The sequence below is a fragment of the Arthrobacter sp. NPDC093139 genome, from assembly GCF_044754165.1.
Taxonomy (GTDB): Bacteria; Actinomycetota; Actinomycetes; order Actinomycetales; family Micrococcaceae; genus Arthrobacter.
Genome location: NZ_JBIVOO010000002.1, coordinates 276,308 through 291,532 on the forward strand (window position 1 = coordinate 276,308; position 15,225 = coordinate 291,532).

The 15,225-nt window shown below is 65.9% G+C and carries 13 protein-coding genes; 7 read left to right on the forward strand and 6 right to left on the reverse strand.

Annotated elements, in window-relative coordinates:
• Window positions 1-16: 16 nt before the first annotated feature.
• A complete protein-coding gene (locus tag ACIP90_RS04400; protein ID WP_400577288.1) occupies window positions 17-1,648 on the reverse strand; it encodes a PucR family transcriptional regulator in 1,632 nt (543 codons plus the stop codon).
• Window positions 1,649-2,202: 554 nt separating this feature from the next.
• Between ACIP90_RS04400 and ACIP90_RS04405 the strand changes: the two genes are divergently transcribed.
• Entirely contained in the window at window positions 2,203-5,004 is a 2,802-nt protein-coding gene (locus ACIP90_RS04405; RefSeq protein WP_400577290.1) for an aminotransferase class I/II-fold pyridoxal phosphate-dependent enzyme, read from the forward strand.
• 5 nt (window positions 5,005-5,009) lie between these two features.
• Here the strand turns inward: ACIP90_RS04405 and ACIP90_RS04410 are convergent, their stop codons facing one another.
• On the reverse strand, window positions 5,010-5,864 hold the full coding sequence (locus tag ACIP90_RS04410) for an aminoglycoside phosphotransferase family protein (protein WP_400577292.1): 855 nt from the start codon (window positions 5,862-5,864) through the stop codon (window positions 5,010-5,012).
• A gap of 43 nt (window positions 5,865-5,907) precedes the next feature.
• Window positions 5,908-7,347, reverse strand: a complete 1,440-nt coding sequence (locus tag ACIP90_RS04415) for an amidase (RefSeq protein WP_400577294.1) — start codon at window positions 7,345-7,347, stop codon at window positions 5,908-5,910.
• Between the two features lie 226 nt (window positions 7,348-7,573).
• On the opposite strand from ACIP90_RS04415, the gene ACIP90_RS04420 reads away from it, so the two are divergent.
• Window positions 7,574-8,230 (forward strand): hypothetical protein, encoded by a 657-nt coding sequence (locus ACIP90_RS04420; protein ID WP_400577296.1) that lies wholly within the window; start codon window positions 7,574-7,576, stop codon window positions 8,228-8,230.
• Window positions 8,231-8,306: 76 nt separating this feature from the next.
• Here ACIP90_RS04420 and ACIP90_RS04425 read toward each other — a convergent pair whose 3' ends face one another.
• Window positions 8,307-8,681 carry a hypothetical protein gene (locus tag ACIP90_RS04425; protein WP_400577297.1) on the reverse strand — a complete coding sequence of 125 codons (375 nt, stop codon included), beginning with the start codon at window positions 8,679-8,681 and terminating at the stop codon, window positions 8,307-8,309.
• A 598-nt stretch (window positions 8,682-9,279) separates the two neighbouring features.
• Here ACIP90_RS04425 and ACIP90_RS04430 point away from each other — a divergent pair.
• From ACIP90_RS04430 to ACIP90_RS04440, 3 genes are all read left to right on the forward strand, one after another.
• Window positions 9,280-9,606: a rhodanese-like domain-containing protein gene (locus ACIP90_RS04430; RefSeq protein ID WP_400577299.1), complete on the forward strand. Its 327-nt coding sequence runs from the start codon at window positions 9,280-9,282 to the stop codon at window positions 9,604-9,606.
• A gap of 91 nt (window positions 9,607-9,697) precedes the next feature.
• On the forward strand, window positions 9,698-10,678 hold the full coding sequence (pheA, locus tag ACIP90_RS04435) for a prephenate dehydratase (RefSeq protein ID WP_400577301.1): 981 nt from the start codon (window positions 9,698-9,700) through the stop codon (window positions 10,676-10,678).
• Between the two features lie 93 nt (window positions 10,679-10,771).
• Window positions 10,772-10,990, forward strand: a complete 219-nt coding sequence (locus tag ACIP90_RS04440; RefSeq protein WP_400577303.1) for a hypothetical protein — start codon at window positions 10,772-10,774, stop codon at window positions 10,988-10,990.
• Here the strand turns inward: ACIP90_RS04440 and ACIP90_RS04445 are convergent.
• On the reverse strand, window positions 10,987-12,066 hold the full coding sequence (locus ACIP90_RS04445; protein WP_400577304.1) for a diacylglycerol/lipid kinase family protein: 1,080 nt from the start codon (window positions 12,064-12,066) through the stop codon (window positions 10,987-10,989). The genes ACIP90_RS04440 and ACIP90_RS04445 overlap by 4 nt on opposite strands.
• A 66-nt stretch (window positions 12,067-12,132) precedes the next feature.
• On the opposite strand from ACIP90_RS04445, the gene serS reads away from it, so the two are divergent.
• Window positions 12,133-13,413 (forward strand): serine--tRNA ligase, encoded by a 1,281-nt coding sequence (gene serS, locus ACIP90_RS04450; RefSeq protein ID WP_400577305.1) that lies wholly within the window; start codon window positions 12,133-12,135, stop codon window positions 13,411-13,413.
• A 148-nt stretch (window positions 13,414-13,561) separates the two neighbouring features.
• A complete protein-coding gene (locus ACIP90_RS04455) occupies window positions 13,562-14,425 on the forward strand; it encodes an HAD family hydrolase (RefSeq protein WP_400577307.1) in 864 nt (287 codons plus the stop codon).
• A gap of 33 nt (window positions 14,426-14,458) precedes the next feature.
• Here ACIP90_RS04455 and ACIP90_RS04460 read toward each other — a convergent pair whose 3' ends face one another.
• The gene (locus ACIP90_RS04460) at window positions 14,459-15,058 is read right to left on the reverse strand and encodes a hypothetical protein (protein WP_400577309.1); all 600 of its coding nucleotides are present in this window, start codon (window positions 15,056-15,058) and stop codon (window positions 14,459-14,461) included.
• Between the last annotated feature and the right edge of the window lie 167 nt (window positions 15,059-15,225).

Genomic DNA, 15,225 nt, shown 5'->3' on the forward strand with positions numbered 1-15,225 from the left:
CAGGTGTTTCGGGCCGTCAAGGGATATAGGGCTGCTGCCGCTGCTGGGTTTCCGTCCACAACCGGATTTGGAGATGGGCGAGCAGCCGCTGGCCTGGATCCTGAAGGTCAACTCCGGCGACCTCGCAGGAGCGGCGGAGCCGGTAATGGACGGTGTTCCGGTGAATCAGCAGCTGTTCAGCACACCGGTTCACGTCGCCGAAGGACTCCAGGTAGGCCAGCAGGGTGACGGCGAATTCCGGGTACCGTTCACACAGCAGGGCTATCCCCTTGTGCCGGAGACGGTCGTTGGAGCCGATAAGCTCCAGCAACTCGTTGACCAGGACGGTGGTTTCCACCTCGCTGAATGCGGCAACCCTCATCGAGGGTGTGGCTTCAAGGACCTTCAGGACATTGCGGACATGCTCGAGCGAGGTGTGCAGGCGGTCCAGCCGGTCTACCACCGGCCCGATGGCCGCCTGGACTTCCAGGTCCAGGTGGGCCTCCGCGTCCCTGACGATGACGTTGACCAGCCGGCTGATCGCCGCGGGTGACTTTATGGGGTCGAGGTCGGGCAGGATGATCGCTGTTTCGAGTCCCAATGCGCCCACTATGGCGCCGGGCCGGTAAGCAGCGGCGTGAATCGAGATGAGGTTTGCCAGTTCTCCCCGCTGCAGCTGCATGCCGGGGGCACCCTGGTTGGCACCGCCTGACGACACCAGGACCAGGGCCGCGGGCCGGGCGGGATCGAGCCCGGCCGACTGTGCCTGCGAATGGATCTGGGCGGTGCCGCTCAAAAGGCTTGAAACGCGGTCCCGGCGCATGGACTGCGACTGTTCGTTGCGGTGCCGCACCAGCTCGATCGCAGCATGCCGGGCGGAGCCTATGAGGATCCGGTCCGTGTTCGGCGCCAGGCGTTCGGTTCCTTCCTGAAGCCAGATGTAGCCCAGAACCCTTCTGCCGGCATGGATGGCCATGGCAACGCGCTCGCGGAGGCCCTCGTCCGGGTTTGCCGGGATGTGAATCGGACCCTCGCCGGCCTGCAGGTGCTTGTAGACACCGGACTCCTTGAGCAGCTTTTGGTATCGCTCCGGGCCGCGCCTCGCCAGGATGGACAGCCTGCGCAGTTCGTCCACGTCGTTGGATGCGGGGGAGTAGGCCAGGACCCTGTTCGCGGGATCTTCGATGACAACGTGGCCGTGAGTCAGCGTTGCGGTTGTCTGCGCTATGCCGAACAGGTCGCGCTGGATGAGCGTTGACGCGTCCTCCGAAGGGAGCGATTCCCTGATCCGGTCGATCGCAATGCTTTCAATCTGGTCCCACCGCGCCGACCTCGAAATCGCAATGAGGCCGATTCCGGTCGGACGAAGGAGTTCCTGGACAGCATCAAGATCAGATTCCGCGCCCTTGACGGCAATCGCCACCGGGTTGTCCCGGATTAGCTCCCGGATTTTCGGCAGGGCAGCACGCCCTCGGGCACCGATGAGCAGGACCAGCGCCCCGGGCCGGACAGAGTCCTGGTCCTCGGCATCCAGGATGACGGTTTCGCTGACTCTTTCGTTGGTGGACGACGGCGCTATCAGCAACTGGCCGTTGTCCACGCCGATGTCTTCAAGAATGTCGCTGAGCGTGACACTGGCGGCGCCTCCGTCGAGTTCCTCAGATTTCACGCAGCGTTCAGGCCCTTCTTCATTGAAGTTGTCATGGCGGATGCCACAGCCATGAACAATACTCGTCCCTGGCTCCGGCAAAGTTGGCGCCGGGCACAATTCTGAATTCGTGAATTTGTCAGGGCAGCCAAGCTAAATTTATCGCCCGGGATCTAGAGTTGGATACCGTCGCCCCGGCGCAGCGCCGCGCTGGTATCGGCAGGAACACTTCCCCATCATTCACCGTCATTTCATTGCTGGCCTCGCTGCAAAGGGCCGGCAAAACAGGAGTCAAAGGAGACCCCCAGTGACAGCCTCGCCTCCGGAGTCGCCGGAAATGCTTTAGGACAGCGTTCGACCCCCTCAGCCGGCGGACCGGCCGTCCGTTGGCCTCTCAGAAACCGGCAGGTGGGTGCTGGCATCCTTCCTGGTCCTCATTCCACTGCTGTGCCTCGGCTGGTACTCGTCGCGCCGGCGGATACGTCAGGCAGCCCCGGCGGCTCCAAGCCTGCAGAAGACGCCCTAGGGATTCCCCTAACAGACCCATCGCCACATCACCCGCACTACGAGAAAGCATGAGAACTCAAGATATGAACAACGACGGCGCCTCCCTGGCATCCGGTGTCGGACCTGAAATTGGTACGCCGAGCCGGGCCTGGCGCGTACGGGCTGATGCCTGGGAATTCCTCGGGTATGCCATGAAGCAGCTTGCGGCGGCGGCACCGCCGCCTGGGAAGCAAAGCGGGCTGAAAAGCCAGGTCCGCCGGGCCCTTGGGCTGCTTGGCTCCATCGAGAAGTTTTGGGCCTTGCCCGGGACGGAGACCATGGGGCGCCTGCGCAGCTGCATCGACGCTGAAGCGTACGGCGAGGCCCTGAAGCTGGTGGAAGCAGTCAAGCAGGCCCGCTGCCGCACCCGGACGGGACCGGAACAGTCCAGGCAGGGGCAGGAACACCACGCCCATGCCGACAGCGCGGCACAGGAATCCTCCGCAGTGCCGGATGAGCGGCCACGGTTTGAGGTGCTGGTGGTGGATGACATCACGGAGCTGGACGCGGAGACGCTTAAGAAAGGCATGCTGGAGCAGCGCCGGCCGGCGGACGCCTTCAGCTATGACGTCAACGTGGTGCCTTCCTTTGAGGATGCCTTGGTGGCAGTCCTCATCAACCCGGACATCCAGGCCTGCGTTCTCCGGCCAGGGTTTGGGATCAGGGCTGACGGGCCGCTGGGATCTGACCTGAAAACGTTCCTTGGCCGGTACGTCGACGACGGACTGGAGGGGTTGCGTCCGATCGACCGGATCCTCCGGCTCGCCGGGAGCATCGCCGAACTGCGGCCGGAGCTGGACATCTACCTGGTGGCCGGTGTCGGCATCGAAGGCCTGGCCGGATCACTGACGCGCCCGTTCGCGAGGATCTTCAGGCGTGAGGACCGCCTGGACCTTCATCTTTCCCTGCTGGCCGGAGTCACCCAGCGCTTCGACACGCCCTTTTTCACCGCCCTCCAGGAGTACAGCCAGCGTCCGGCCAGTGTGTTCCACGCGCTCCCCATCTCCCGTGGCGGGTCCGTCGGCAGCTCGCCCTGGACCAAGGACATGGTGGACTTCTACGGACTGAACCTGCTGCTGGCCGAAACCTCGGCCACCTCCGGCGGGCTCGATTCGCTGCTGGACCCCCACGGTTCCATCAAGGATGCCCAGGCGCTCGCTGCCAGGGCGTTCGGGGCGGAAAAGACGTTCTTTGTCACCAACGGGACGTCCACGGCCAACAAGATCGTCCACCAGTCGATCGTGGCACCGGGTGATGTGGTCCTGGTGGACCGCAACTGCCACAAGTCCCACCACTACGCCCTCATGCTCTCCGGCGCCCAGGTGGCCTACCTCGACGCGTACCCCCTGGACCAGCACTCCTTTTACGGGGCAGTCCCGCTGGCCAGCATCAAGAAGATGCTCCTTGACTACCGGCGGGCCGGGCGCCTGGACGACGTCAAGATGATCACCCTGACCAACTGCACCTTCGACGGAATCGTCTACGACCCCGAACGGGTCATGGAGGAGTGCCTGGCCATCAAACCGGACCTGGTGTTCCTCTGGGATGAAGCGTGGTTCGCGTTCGCCGGGTTCCACCCGGTGTACCGGCGCCGGACGGCGATGGCGGCCGCGCGGAAGCTTGAAGCCCGGTTCCGGGACCCCGACTTTGTGCTGCGGCACGCCGAGCAGGCCGAAGCACTCAGGGATCCGGAAACCGGTGAGTTGGCCGACGACGAGGTGTGGCTGCGGACGCGGCTCATCCCGGATCCGGCGCGCGCCCGCCTGCGCGTCTATGCCACGCAGTCGACGCACAAGACCCTCACGTCCCTGCGGCAGGGCTCCATGGTCCATGCATTCGACCAGGACTTCGAGCATCTTAACGAAGAGGCATTCCGTGAGTCGTACATGACCCACACCTCCACGTCGCCGAACTACCAGATCCTGGCCTCGCTGGACATCGGGCGGCGCCAGGTGGAGCTGGAAGGGTTCGGCCTGGTGCAGAAACAGGCGGACCTCGCGGTCAGCATTGCCCAGGCCGTGGCGCGGAACCCCTTGCTGAAGAAGTACTTCCGAGTCCTCGGCTCCCGGGAGCTCATCCCGGCCGCGTACAGGGAAACGGACTGCTCCATGCCGCTGAGCCAGGGCCTGTCTGTGCTTGACGAGGCGTGGCGGAGGGACGAATTTGTGGTCGATCCCAGCCGGCTGACACTCAACATCGCGCTGACGGGAATCGACGGCGACACGTTCAAGCACGATCACCTGATGGACAAATACGGGATCCAGGTCAACAAAACCTCACGCAACAGCGTACTTTTCATGACCAACATCGGGACGTCCCGCAGCGCCGTGGCCTATCTGGTGGAGGTGCTGGTCAAGCTCGCCGAGTCCTTCGACGCCGAACAGAGGACGCTCGGGCCGCGGGGGCGGAGTGCCCGGGATGCCCGGGTGCGCGCACTGAGCAGCGCGCCGCCGGCGCTGCCGGACTTCAGCAGGTTCGCCCGCCGCTTCCGAAACGACGAGCTGACGCCGGACGGCAACCTTCGGGCCGCGTACTTCGAGACGTACAAGCCGGGGGCAACCGAATACGTTGGCCCGGATGAGCTGGCGCGCATGGTCGCCTCCGGTACGGAAGTGGTGTCTGCCGGCTTCGTCACGCCGTACCCGCCGGGTTTCCCCATCTTGGTGCCGGGCCAGGTGATTACCGCCAACGCGCTGGCATTCATGGCCGCCCTCGATACCCGGGAGGTCCACGGCTACGACGCCGATCTCGGGTACAGGGTGTTCAGCAACACGCTGGCGCCAGCCGCGGATCCGGGCAACGACGCCGCGCTGGTGACCAGGCCGGCTTGAACCCGTCAGTCTGTCAGGGCCCGGATGAGGCGGCTGCCGTTGGCCTCAAGCCAGGCCCGCCGGCGTTCGATCCGGCCACCTGCGCCTTCGGCCCACATCCGTGCCCAGCCGCCGCCGAGGTTTCGGGCGCGGTGCTCCATGCGGTGATACGAAAGGAGGGTGGCATGCGCGCCGAACTCCGGCAGCCGCCGTCGTTCTTCTTCCGTCCAGCCGTAGGCGTCGGCGAAAACGCGCAGCCGCCTAAACGGGTCCAGGGTCTCCCACCCCGGCCACGAGTCGCCCGGGTGACGGAGCGGCACCCAGTGCATGGCCGTGTTGAAGGAGTCCTTGAACCCGGTGGCGGGGCCGGCGAGATCAAAGTCGACGAGCCCCACCGCCAGGCCTCTGCGGACCACGACATTCTGTGGGGTCACATCCAGATGGCAGACCAGCCCGTCCTGCTCTTCATGGGCCACGGGCAGGGGACGCGGCGGAAACGGGTGGGCGGCAGGGACGAAGCCAGCTGAAACGGCGTGCAGCCGGCGCACCAAACGGGCCACGGAGACCAGCAGATCCTCCGACTGCACCCAATGTTCAGGCATGGCGCCGGCGCAGTCACCCGGCAGGAAAGTAAGGACGTCCCGACCGGACGGGTCACGGCCCAGGAACCTAGGAGAGCCTTCGAAACCGGCATCCTCCAGCCAATCCAGATAGTCAGCCACCGCGTAGCTTTGCGGCTGGTGAGGCCGGCGGACCGTTCCTCCCACCCGCAGCACACCTTCGGTGACATCTCCCGCCGGCAAAAGTTCGACGTCGGATGCCTCGCCGGACGAGGGGACGTACAGGCGCTGCTCGACCGGGAGGCGTGGGGCTGGGATCATCCGGCCAGCGTACGCCTGACGGTCTCTGCGCGGCGAGGCAGGGCTAGTACCCGAGCTGCGCCGCAACCTGCAGGAGCAGCGCCTCGGATCCCATCGGGCCGATCAGCTGAATGCCCATGGGAAGTCCGCCACCGGTGCCCGTCCAGTGCACCGGGATGCTGACGGCAGGCAGGCCGCAGACGTTCACCATGGATGACCAGGGAGCGAACTCGCACTGCTTCCGGTAGTCACCATCGGCGTCTCCCGCCCATTCCGACACGGGCCAATGGCCGTCGCCGTGGGCCGAACCCGTGAACCAGCCCACCGGCCGTGGCGTCTGGGCGAGTGATGGCGTCAGGATCAGGTCCCAGGCCGCGTACTGCGTCATGGTGTCCCGCTGGAACTGGCGCAGGAAGGCCAGCGATTCATTCAGTTTTGCGGGACTCCGCTGCTGTGCCCGGCGCCGGAACGTGCGCGTCAGCGGGGTCAGCAACGCCTCGCGCTGCGGTGGTATCCGCGCCGCTCCGACGCCGGCGGTCCACGCGGTGGTGAAGGCATCGGGATAGCGGTTGTCGTAGCGGATGCTCGTTTCGACGACGTCGTGACCGGCCTCCGTTAGGAGCCGGACGCCGACGGCCAGCGCGTCGAGCGCTTCAGGCTCCGGTGTGAACGGAAAGATCCCGGACCACGGGCTGTCCAGGCTCAGGCCGATCCGCAGTCGCCCCCGTGGGGCGTCCGTGACGGCGTCAAGGAACCCGGAGCCAACGGGTCCCCCGGTTCCCACTCTGCCGTTAACATCCGGGGTCAGCGCATCGAGCAGGAGCGCCGCATCCGCGGCGGTGCGGGCCAGCGGTCCGGCGACCACCAGCCCTGCCGGATCGCTGCTGCTCTCCCCGGCAGGAACCAGGCCGCGTCCGGGTTTGAGCCCCAGCAGCCCGCAGGCGGCAGCGGGAATCCGCACGGAGCCTCCGCCGTCGGATCCCGGCGCGAACGGCAGGAGTCCTGCTGCCACGGCCGCGGCGCTGCCGCCGGATGAGCCGCCCGAGCCGCGGCTTAGGGCGTGCGGATTGCGCGACGGCGGGGCGATGCGGTTCTCGCTGTAGGCCGTAAGCCCGAACTCCGGGACCTGGGTCTTGCCGAGCGAGGTGGTTCCGGAGGCCTTCAGGGCTGCCGCGAGGGCGCCGTCCACCGGGGCAGGACGCCGGTCCAGGGCGGCGCTGCCGTGTGTGGTGACCACTCCTGCCACGTCCGTCAGGTCCTTATAGGCAACCGGAACGCCGTGGAGTACGGGAAGGTCTTCGACAGGAAGCCGTGCGTGCCTCTCGTCGGCAGCAGCAGATTCGGCCATGGCCATATCCGCAGTGACTGTGATGAAGGCGCCCAGCCGGGGATTGACGGCCTCGATCCGTCGCAGGAAGTGGTCCGCGGCCTCCCGCGCCGAGAGGTCACCGGACCGCAGCGCGTCCCTGAGGCGGACGGCGGAGAGGCAGTGGATCTCAGTCAAGGGCGCTCGCTTCGTGCATGGTCTGTAACTCTTACCCGGTTGCTCTGTCAGTGGCTGGCAGTCTAGTGCCGTAACCGGGCTGGGGTGTGACTCACCCATGGTATTGCCTCCGAATTGAGCTTTCCGGAGTGCGCTTTCCTGGATCTGTCCGCCCTAGCCCGGCCCGGCATCGTATCTGTCCACAGGAATCTGGTGTCGGTCGAGGGGGCTGCCGTAACATGCGGGCATGACGTCCGCAGGGTTCGCGCGCTGGGGCGGCCTCGCCGCAACTGGCTTCGCTGCCGCGGCTATTGTCGGCCTCGCTCTCTGGTTCACCGGGGCGGAGATGCCCGAAGCCCACCACTCCGCGGCGGATCTGGCCGAACGGGTAGTGAGCATCGATCGCGCCATCGCGGGAGCCTGGGTCCTCATTCTTGCAATGGTCATCCTCACCGGATTTTCCTGGTGGCTGATGGCCCGGTATGGACACCGCTCGGCGTTGGTCGCCGTCGGCGCAGGGGAGCTGGCGCTGGGTGCCGCGATCCATCTCGTGGAGAACCTGCTCGTGATCGGTCTCTACGACGGCATTATCCGGCCGATGGCCGCTTCGGGCGGGTCGGACAGTGCCGCCGGCGACGCACTCTGGGCGGTGGCCTCGTCCTCGTCGGTTCTGGCCTTCGGTGTGTTGGGGCTCAGCGCGATTATGGCAGGAATGGGATTCCTGCGCGACTTAGGCGCACCACCGTGGTTCGGCTATTGGGGCGTGTTCACCGGCGTGCTCGGCATCGCTGCCGCATCGTCCGGGATCTTCGCTGGCCTGAGCTTTCTGGCCGGACCATATAACCTGAGCATGCTCGCTTGGCTCATCGTGCTTGGCCTTCGGGCGTTGCGCAGCCCAGCCTGATCAAACGGACTTCTCCTACCGCACACCGACCGGCAGGACGTGATCGACTGGATAGCCTCCAAGACCGGAAACGAGTTCACTCGTCAAGAGCATCGGGAAGCAGTTCGTACTCCTTGCCTGTCCAGCCGCGACCTGGGACCAGGAGCTGCCACACAGTCGGGTGGTTCAGGGTCCAGAGGATGTCAGTCGCCCTTGTGACGTCGAGCGACGCGGCAAGTGATCCGCTGACATGAAGTTGCTCGACGACGGCACGCTGCACCTCAAGGAGTTTCGTCTCGATGCCTGTCCAGAGATCGGCGATCTCGGAGTCGGCGGATGCGGCGGCGCGGATCATCTCCAACAAGGCCCCGGAACGCGTCTTGACGAGGCGTGACTGTGCCGCGACCAAGCGGAGCTTGCGTTCAGGATCGGGCTCCTTGACCACGGCGCGGTACAACTCCTGCTCCAGCACGGGGAGCTTCGATTCCTCGCCGCCGAGGCGAGCGTCCCACAGAGTGCGTACCTGAGCGGCCTTGGTCTCGAAGTAGACGTAGATCGTCTTCAGGGAGGGTCGAGCTTCAGGTTCGTGACTATGACATGTGGAGGAACGCGTTCGAAAAGGACGCCGGGGGGGCGGGAACGCTCCGGAGCGCGCCGTTACCGGATCTTCCCCCTGTAGACAACGAGCACGAGGTGATGCTGCATCTCGACTTCGATTCGGCGACGGACGCTGGCGCATTCCTCGACACACTTCGCACGAAGGTCTGGCCGTCCCAAGAGAGGGCTCCTGCCAAGGTGGGCGAGCCCAAGACTCATATCCTGGATTTGGTCGATTCCAGGGAGTACTGACGCCCGATCACAGTTGCAGGCCCTGACTCCTCGGGCGCCAGCCCAGGAACCTTCCCTTTAGTAGGCTCAGGAGCGTTGCTGACGACCATATCCGGGCCGCCTGCGGGACGCCCGAGCTGCCGAGTGGCATCCAAGAAGCCTAACGTGCCGCCCAAGGGGCGCGGCCCGGCCCGCTGGCGATACGCTGGTGCTGAGAGCTTGCGGCCAAGGAGAGGACTTCCATGAGCGACTACGAAACTGTCACCGTCAACGACGTTCCAGCGGACGCAGCCATACTGGACGTGCGTGAAGACTACGAGTGGGCGGCCGGGCACGCTGAGGGCGCCGTGCACATCCCCTTGGATCAGCTGCCCGGCCGACTCGATGACCTGGACCCTGACGAGGATCTCTACGTCATCTGCCGCACGGGCGGACGGTCCTTCCGCGCTGCCCAGTGGCTGGTGGGCCAAGGCTACTCGGCCGTCAATGTGGCCGGAGGCATGGACCAGTGGCTCGAGTCCGGCAAGCCGCTGGTCTCGGACAACGGCCTCAAGCCCGTGGTGCTCTGATCTTTACTGACGCCGTGATTCCCTGGTGCCCGGACATCTCCGGCCCTGCGGTTACCCATGCCTTTTCATTCATAACCTAGAAGGAATACTGATGCCCGCCCCACGCCCCACCTACACCTTCCTTGGCCCAGAGGGCACATTCACGGAGGCGGCGCTGATGCAGGTACCGGGCGCGGCCACAGCCATCCGCATACCGTCCTCCAACGTCAACGCGGCGCTGGACAAGGTGCGCGACGGTTCGGCCGACGCTGCCATGGTCCCGATTGAAAATTCGGTCGAAGGCGGGGTCACGGCCACGCTTGACGCCATCGCCACCGGCCAGGAACTCCGGATCATCCGCGAGGCGCTGGTCCCCATCAGCTTCGTGTTGGTGGCCCGCCCGGGCGTCGACATCACGCAGATCCGGCGGGTCTCCACCCACGGCCATGCCTGGGCCCAGTGCCGCCTGTGGGTCGACGCCAATATTCACGGTGCCGAATATATTCCTGCCTCCTCCACCGCCGCAGCGGCGATGGAACTGCTGGAGGACGACGCTCACTACGATGCAGCGATTTGCGCCCCGATCGTCGCGGCGGAACAGCCCGGGCTCCGGGTGCTGGCCGAGAACATCGGTGACAATCCTGGGGCAGTCACCCGCTTTGTCCTCGTCAGCCGCCCCGGCGTCCTGCCGGCCAGGACCGGAGCCGACAAGACCACCGTGGTTGTGCCGCTGCCCGAAGACCGCCCCGGCGCGCTCATGGAGATCCTCGACCAGTTCGCCACCCGCGGCGTGAACCTCAGCCGGATCGAATCCCGCCCCACGGGCCAGTACCTTGGCCACTATTTCTTCAGCATCGACGCCGATGGCCACGTCGCGGACGCCCGTGTGGCGGACGCCCTCGCCGGGCTGCACCGAATCAGCCCGGCCACGCGGTTCCTGGGATCGTACGGACGGGCAGACGAACAAAGCCCGGTGGTGGAACCGCACACGTCCGACGAAGCATTCCGTGCGGCGCATGCTTGGGTCGGAGAAATTCTGGCTGCGGAAACTCTTGGGTCAGAAATGGCCGCGAATGCTTCGCCCACAGCGTAGACAAATGCCGCTGGCGGTACTTCCCTGCCCCTAGGACTGTGCGTATGCTTGCCTGATCAACAGGGGGGGTGGCCCAAACGAAGGGAGCGGGTCATGTCAGATAACGCCAGGACCGACAACGACGGCCAGGGAATGATCGTCAATCCCAAACCGACCGCGGAAAACCAGGACTGGGACGGAGACGACGCGGACCGGGCCGACCGCCTGCGCTTCGAAGAGGAGCAGGCCATGATCCGCGAGCAGTCCGAGGCCCGTGCCGCAGCCAAAGCCGCAGAGGCCGCCAAGCAAACTGGTACCGCCAAGTCCGTCTAGGCCACGCCACCCGCGCCGAAGCCGGGCAGTGCCCTGACCCTGATGAGCAGTGATCTGGGATCTACCTGAACCGTGACCTTAGTGGCTTCCCCTGTGATGTCGCCGTCCAGCTGGGTGGGCATGGGCTCCGGGCACTTGATGACCACCCTGCCGGAACGGTACACACTCATCACGGGCAGGTGCCGCTTGTGCTTGAACAGGATCTTGGCGTACATCGCCAGCCACCCCACGGCGCTCCGCGGGCTCATGACCACAACGTCAAGCATCCCGTCGTCGATCATGGCCTGGGGAATCAGGTCAATGCCGCCCGGGACGAGTCCGCAGTTGGCAAACAGCACACTGCGGATCTTGCGTGACTGTTCGGGCTGGCCGTCCAGGGAGATCGACACTTTCTTCCTGCGCCCCTGCAGATGACGTACTCCCGCCTCGGTGTAGGCGAGCCAGCCCACCGCGCGTTTGAGGCCGTCGTTCGTATCGCCCACCACCTCCGCGTCCATGCCGATGCCCGCGATCACCAGGAACGCATGTTTCGATGTGCGGCCGGTCTGGGCGTTCTCGATCGCCATCCGTGCCGTATCGATGTAGCGCTGGTGGCCGAAGAGCGCCGTCTGGATGTTGCCCCGGAGGTCATAGACATCCAGGTCCACGTTGCGTGCCAGCAGGTTCCCCGTTCCGAGGGGAATCAGACCCATTGCGACGTTGGTGTGGGCCAGGGACTCGGCCACCACGCGCACTGTGCCGTCGCCGCCGCCCACGAGAATGACGTCGGCCCCGTATTCCAGCGCCGCCCGGACCTGTGAGTGGCCGGGGTCCTCCGCCGTCGTCTCAAAGAACCGCGGGGCCTCCCATCCGGCCGTGAGGCAGGCGTGCTGGATGCCGGCGCGGGCCTCGGCGGCTTTCGCCTTGATGGGGTTCAAAACCACCGCAACCCGCTGGCGTTCCAGGCCATGGGCGTGTGGATCCTCCCGTACCGCGCTCCGCGCGTGCAGCGCCTTGAGGCTGCGCACACCCCACCAGCTGGAGACGGCGAATGCCAGGGCTCCAACGATCAGGACGTACAGAAACAGGTCGCTCATGGTGCTTCAACACTATCCCGCCGGACCTCGCCGCGGCCTGCCCTCCGCATTCGATACTCTTGTGTGGTGATCGACGTAAAAGACCTCAGCGAAAATCCGGACAAGTACCGCTCCAGCCAGCGTGCCCGTGGGGCTGACGAAACCGTGGTGGACGCGATCATCGATGCGGACGCAGCCCGCCGCTCGGCCTTGATCCGTTTCGAAAACCTCCGTGCGGAACAGAATGTGTTCGGCAAGAAGGTGGCCCAGGCCAAGGGCGAGGAAAAGCAGGCGCTGCTCGCTGAGGTCAGGGAGCTCGCCGGTGCCGTCAAGGCCGCCTCCGCGGAAGCGGACGCCGCGCAGGCCAAGCAGGAAGAACTGCTGCGCACCATCCCCAACCTCATCGAGGACGGCGTGCCAGCGGGCGGCGAGGACGACTACGTGGTGGTCAAGAGCGTCGGCACCCCGCGCGAGTTCCCCGACTTCGAGCCGCGGGACCACCTGGAAATCGGTGAGCTGATCGGCGCCATCGACATGGAGCGCGGCGCCAAGGTCTCCGGTGCACGGTTCTACTTCCTCCGCGGCGTCGGCGCCCGGCTGGAAATGGCCCTGCTGCAGATGGCAATGGACCAGGCCATCGAGGCCGGCTTCATCCCCATGATCACCCCCACGCTGGTGCGCCCCGAGACCATGCAGGGCACGGGCTTCGACGTAAAGCACGACGCCGAGATCTACCGTCTCGCCGAAGACGATCTGTACCTTGTGGGTACCTCGGAGGTGCCCCTGGCGGGGTACCACGCTGACGAGATCCTGGACCTCACGGCAGGGCCCATCCGTTTCGCCGGCCAGAGCTCCTGCTACCGCCGCGAGGCCGGATCGCACGGCAAGGACACCCGCGGCATCATCCGAGTGCACCAGTTCAACAAGGTGGAGATGTTCATCTACACCACCGTTGAAGAGGCCGCCGCGGAACACGAGCGACTGCTCGCCTGGGAAGAGGAAATGCTGGCCAAGTGCGAGCTGCCGTACCGCGTGATAGACACCGCAGCCGGCGACCTCGGCATGTCCGCTGCCCGCAAGTTCGACTGCGAAGCCTGGGTCCCGACGCAGGGCGCCTACCGCGAGCTCACCTCCACCTCCAACTGCACCACGTTCCAGGCCCGCCGCCTGAACATCCGTGAACGCGTCCTGAATGAGGACGGCGCACCGAAGGGCACGCGGCCGGTGGCCACGCTCAACGGCACCCTGGCGACCACCCGCTGGATTGTCGCCATTCTGGAACACCACCAGAACCCGGACGGCTCGGTGAACGTGCCCGCGGCGCTGCAGAAGTACCTCGGCGGACTCCAGGTCCTGCCCGTCCTGTAGCCCGGACACGCCTGCAGCGGGGAGTGGCATGTGGCACTTGGGTAAACACTCACACTGGGGACGAGCCTGTGAATATTTACCCGGTGTTCATGCGCGCTGTGGCCTGAGTCCTAGCAGGGTGTCAGGGGCGTCTGGTCTACTAATAGGCATGACTACACTGACTGAATCCTCAGCCGCTGGCACCGAAGACCAGCGAGAAACCGAAGACCAGCGGGAAACCGCACAGAAGCTCATGATTGCCCTGGATGTGGACGGCACCCTCGTGGACCACGACGGCCACATGTCCGCCCCCGTGCGTGAGGCCGCCCAGGCCGTGGTGGCGGCAGGCCACGAGGTCATGATCGCCACCGGACGTTCGCTCAACGCCACCCTGCCGGTGATTGAGCAGATCGGCATGGACCGTGGCTACGCCGTCTGCTGCAACGGCGGCGTCACCCTGCGCCTGCACCCAGAGCTGCCGGACGGCTACGAAATTATCCACAAGGCCACGTTCGATCCCGGCCCCGCCCTCCGCGCTCTCCGCAAGCGCCTTCCCACGGCCAAGTACGCACTGGAGGACGCAGACGGCAACTTCCTGTCGACGGAACGCTTCCAGGACGCGAGCTTCGGCGTCGAGGCCATCGGCGTCGACTTCCAGACCATGCTTGAAGCCACTGCCGTCCGTGTCGTGGTGTTCAGCACGGAGAACACCCCCGAGGAATTCAACGAGGCCATCCAGCACGTCGGCCTCGCCGGCGTCACCTATTCGGTGGGCTGGACCGCCTGGCTGGACATCGCCGCGGCGGGTGTCACCAAGGCCAGCGCCCTTGAGAACCTTCGCAGCAGGCTCGGCATGGAGCCGTCCAGCACGGTGGCCATCGGCGACGGCCGCAATGATATTGAGATGCTCACCTGGGCGGGCCGCGGCGTGGCGATGGGCCAGGCTCCGGAAGAGGTGGTCGCCGTCGCAGACGAGGTCACCAAGTCCGTGTACGACGACGGCGCGGCGCTCGTTCTGCGCAGCCTGCTGTAACGCCGGGGTGCTGTGGCGCCTGCGCGAGAACCGTTAGCGCGCTTCGAGTATGAGGGAGAGCAGCCGGGCCGCGGCGGGCCGGGCGGCGTGCTCCTCGTTCCACTGGGAGCGCGCCACGGCCTTGCTGACGGCCTGGGATGTGATGCCGAGTTCCGCAGCCACCGCCTTTTGCTGGCCGCGAACACCGGGGGTCAGCAGGTCCAGGACCCGCCATTCGGCCTCGCTCCTGTCACGGACAATGTGGCCCAGGATGCGGAGCACTGACTCGGCTTCCGCGGCAAGATCCACCAGCGGCCCCTCGACGGCCACAGGAATCCGGTCCTTGCTGTTGTGGAGTCGGTCCACTGCGCGGCGCGCGTAGACCAGCCCGTGCCCGGAGGCGTCCTTGATCTGGTTGGGCAGCGGCTCATTCACTGGCCCTACGCCGATTCCCACGTACCAGCTGCCGCACCGCAGTGCGATCATGGCGGCTTCCACCGTCTGATGCGGGCAGTCCAGGATGCCCTGTACCTCGTCCTCCACGGAGCGGTCGAAGTCCAGGCGCGCCGGGATATGCCGGAGGTCCTTGAGGAGGTGCGGGACCCGGTCGCCGTCGCGCCGGCTGTCTGTTTGGTTGATAGTCAGCGTGAACATGGTGGACATCAGACTACCCGGTGGTAGCTCGGAGGCAAGTGCCGGAAAACGCGATGGGGAGGGTGAGGTTCAACGAACCGCACCCTCCCCACCGCCGCCCTAACCTCGCTGCGCTCGGCCAGGGAACCCGGGCGGCGTGGCCCCCCTATTCGCGCTGCGCTTGGCCG

Coding starts and splice junctions, on each gene's coding strand:
- ACIP90_RS04455 (WP_400577307.1), top strand. CDS start 13,562: ATGACTACACTGACTGAATCCTCAGCCGCTGGCACCGAAGACCAGCGA.
- pheA (WP_400577301.1), top strand. CDS start 9,698: ATGCCCGCCCCACGCCCCACCTACACCTTCCTTGGCCCAGAGGGCACA.
- ACIP90_RS04405 (WP_400577290.1), top strand. CDS start 2,203: ATGAGAACTCAAGATATGAACAACGACGGCGCCTCCCTGGCATCCGGT.
- ACIP90_RS04460 (WP_400577309.1), bottom strand. CDS start 15,058: ATGTTCACGCTGACTATCAACCAAACAGACAGCCGGCGCGACGGCGAC.
- ACIP90_RS04430 (WP_400577299.1), top strand. CDS start 9,280: ATGAGCGACTACGAAACTGTCACCGTCAACGACGTTCCAGCGGACGCA.
- ACIP90_RS04440 (WP_400577303.1), top strand. CDS start 10,772: ATGTCAGATAACGCCAGGACCGACAACGACGGCCAGGGAATGATCGTC.
- ACIP90_RS04445 (WP_400577304.1), bottom strand. CDS start 12,066: ATGAGCGACCTGTTTCTGTACGTCCTGATCGTTGGAGCCCTGGCATTC.
- ACIP90_RS04420 (WP_400577296.1), top strand. CDS start 7,574: ATGACGTCCGCAGGGTTCGCGCGCTGGGGCGGCCTCGCCGCAACTGGC.
- ACIP90_RS04410 (WP_400577292.1), bottom strand. CDS start 5,864: ATGATCCCAGCCCCACGCCTCCCGGTCGAGCAGCGCCTGTACGTCCCC.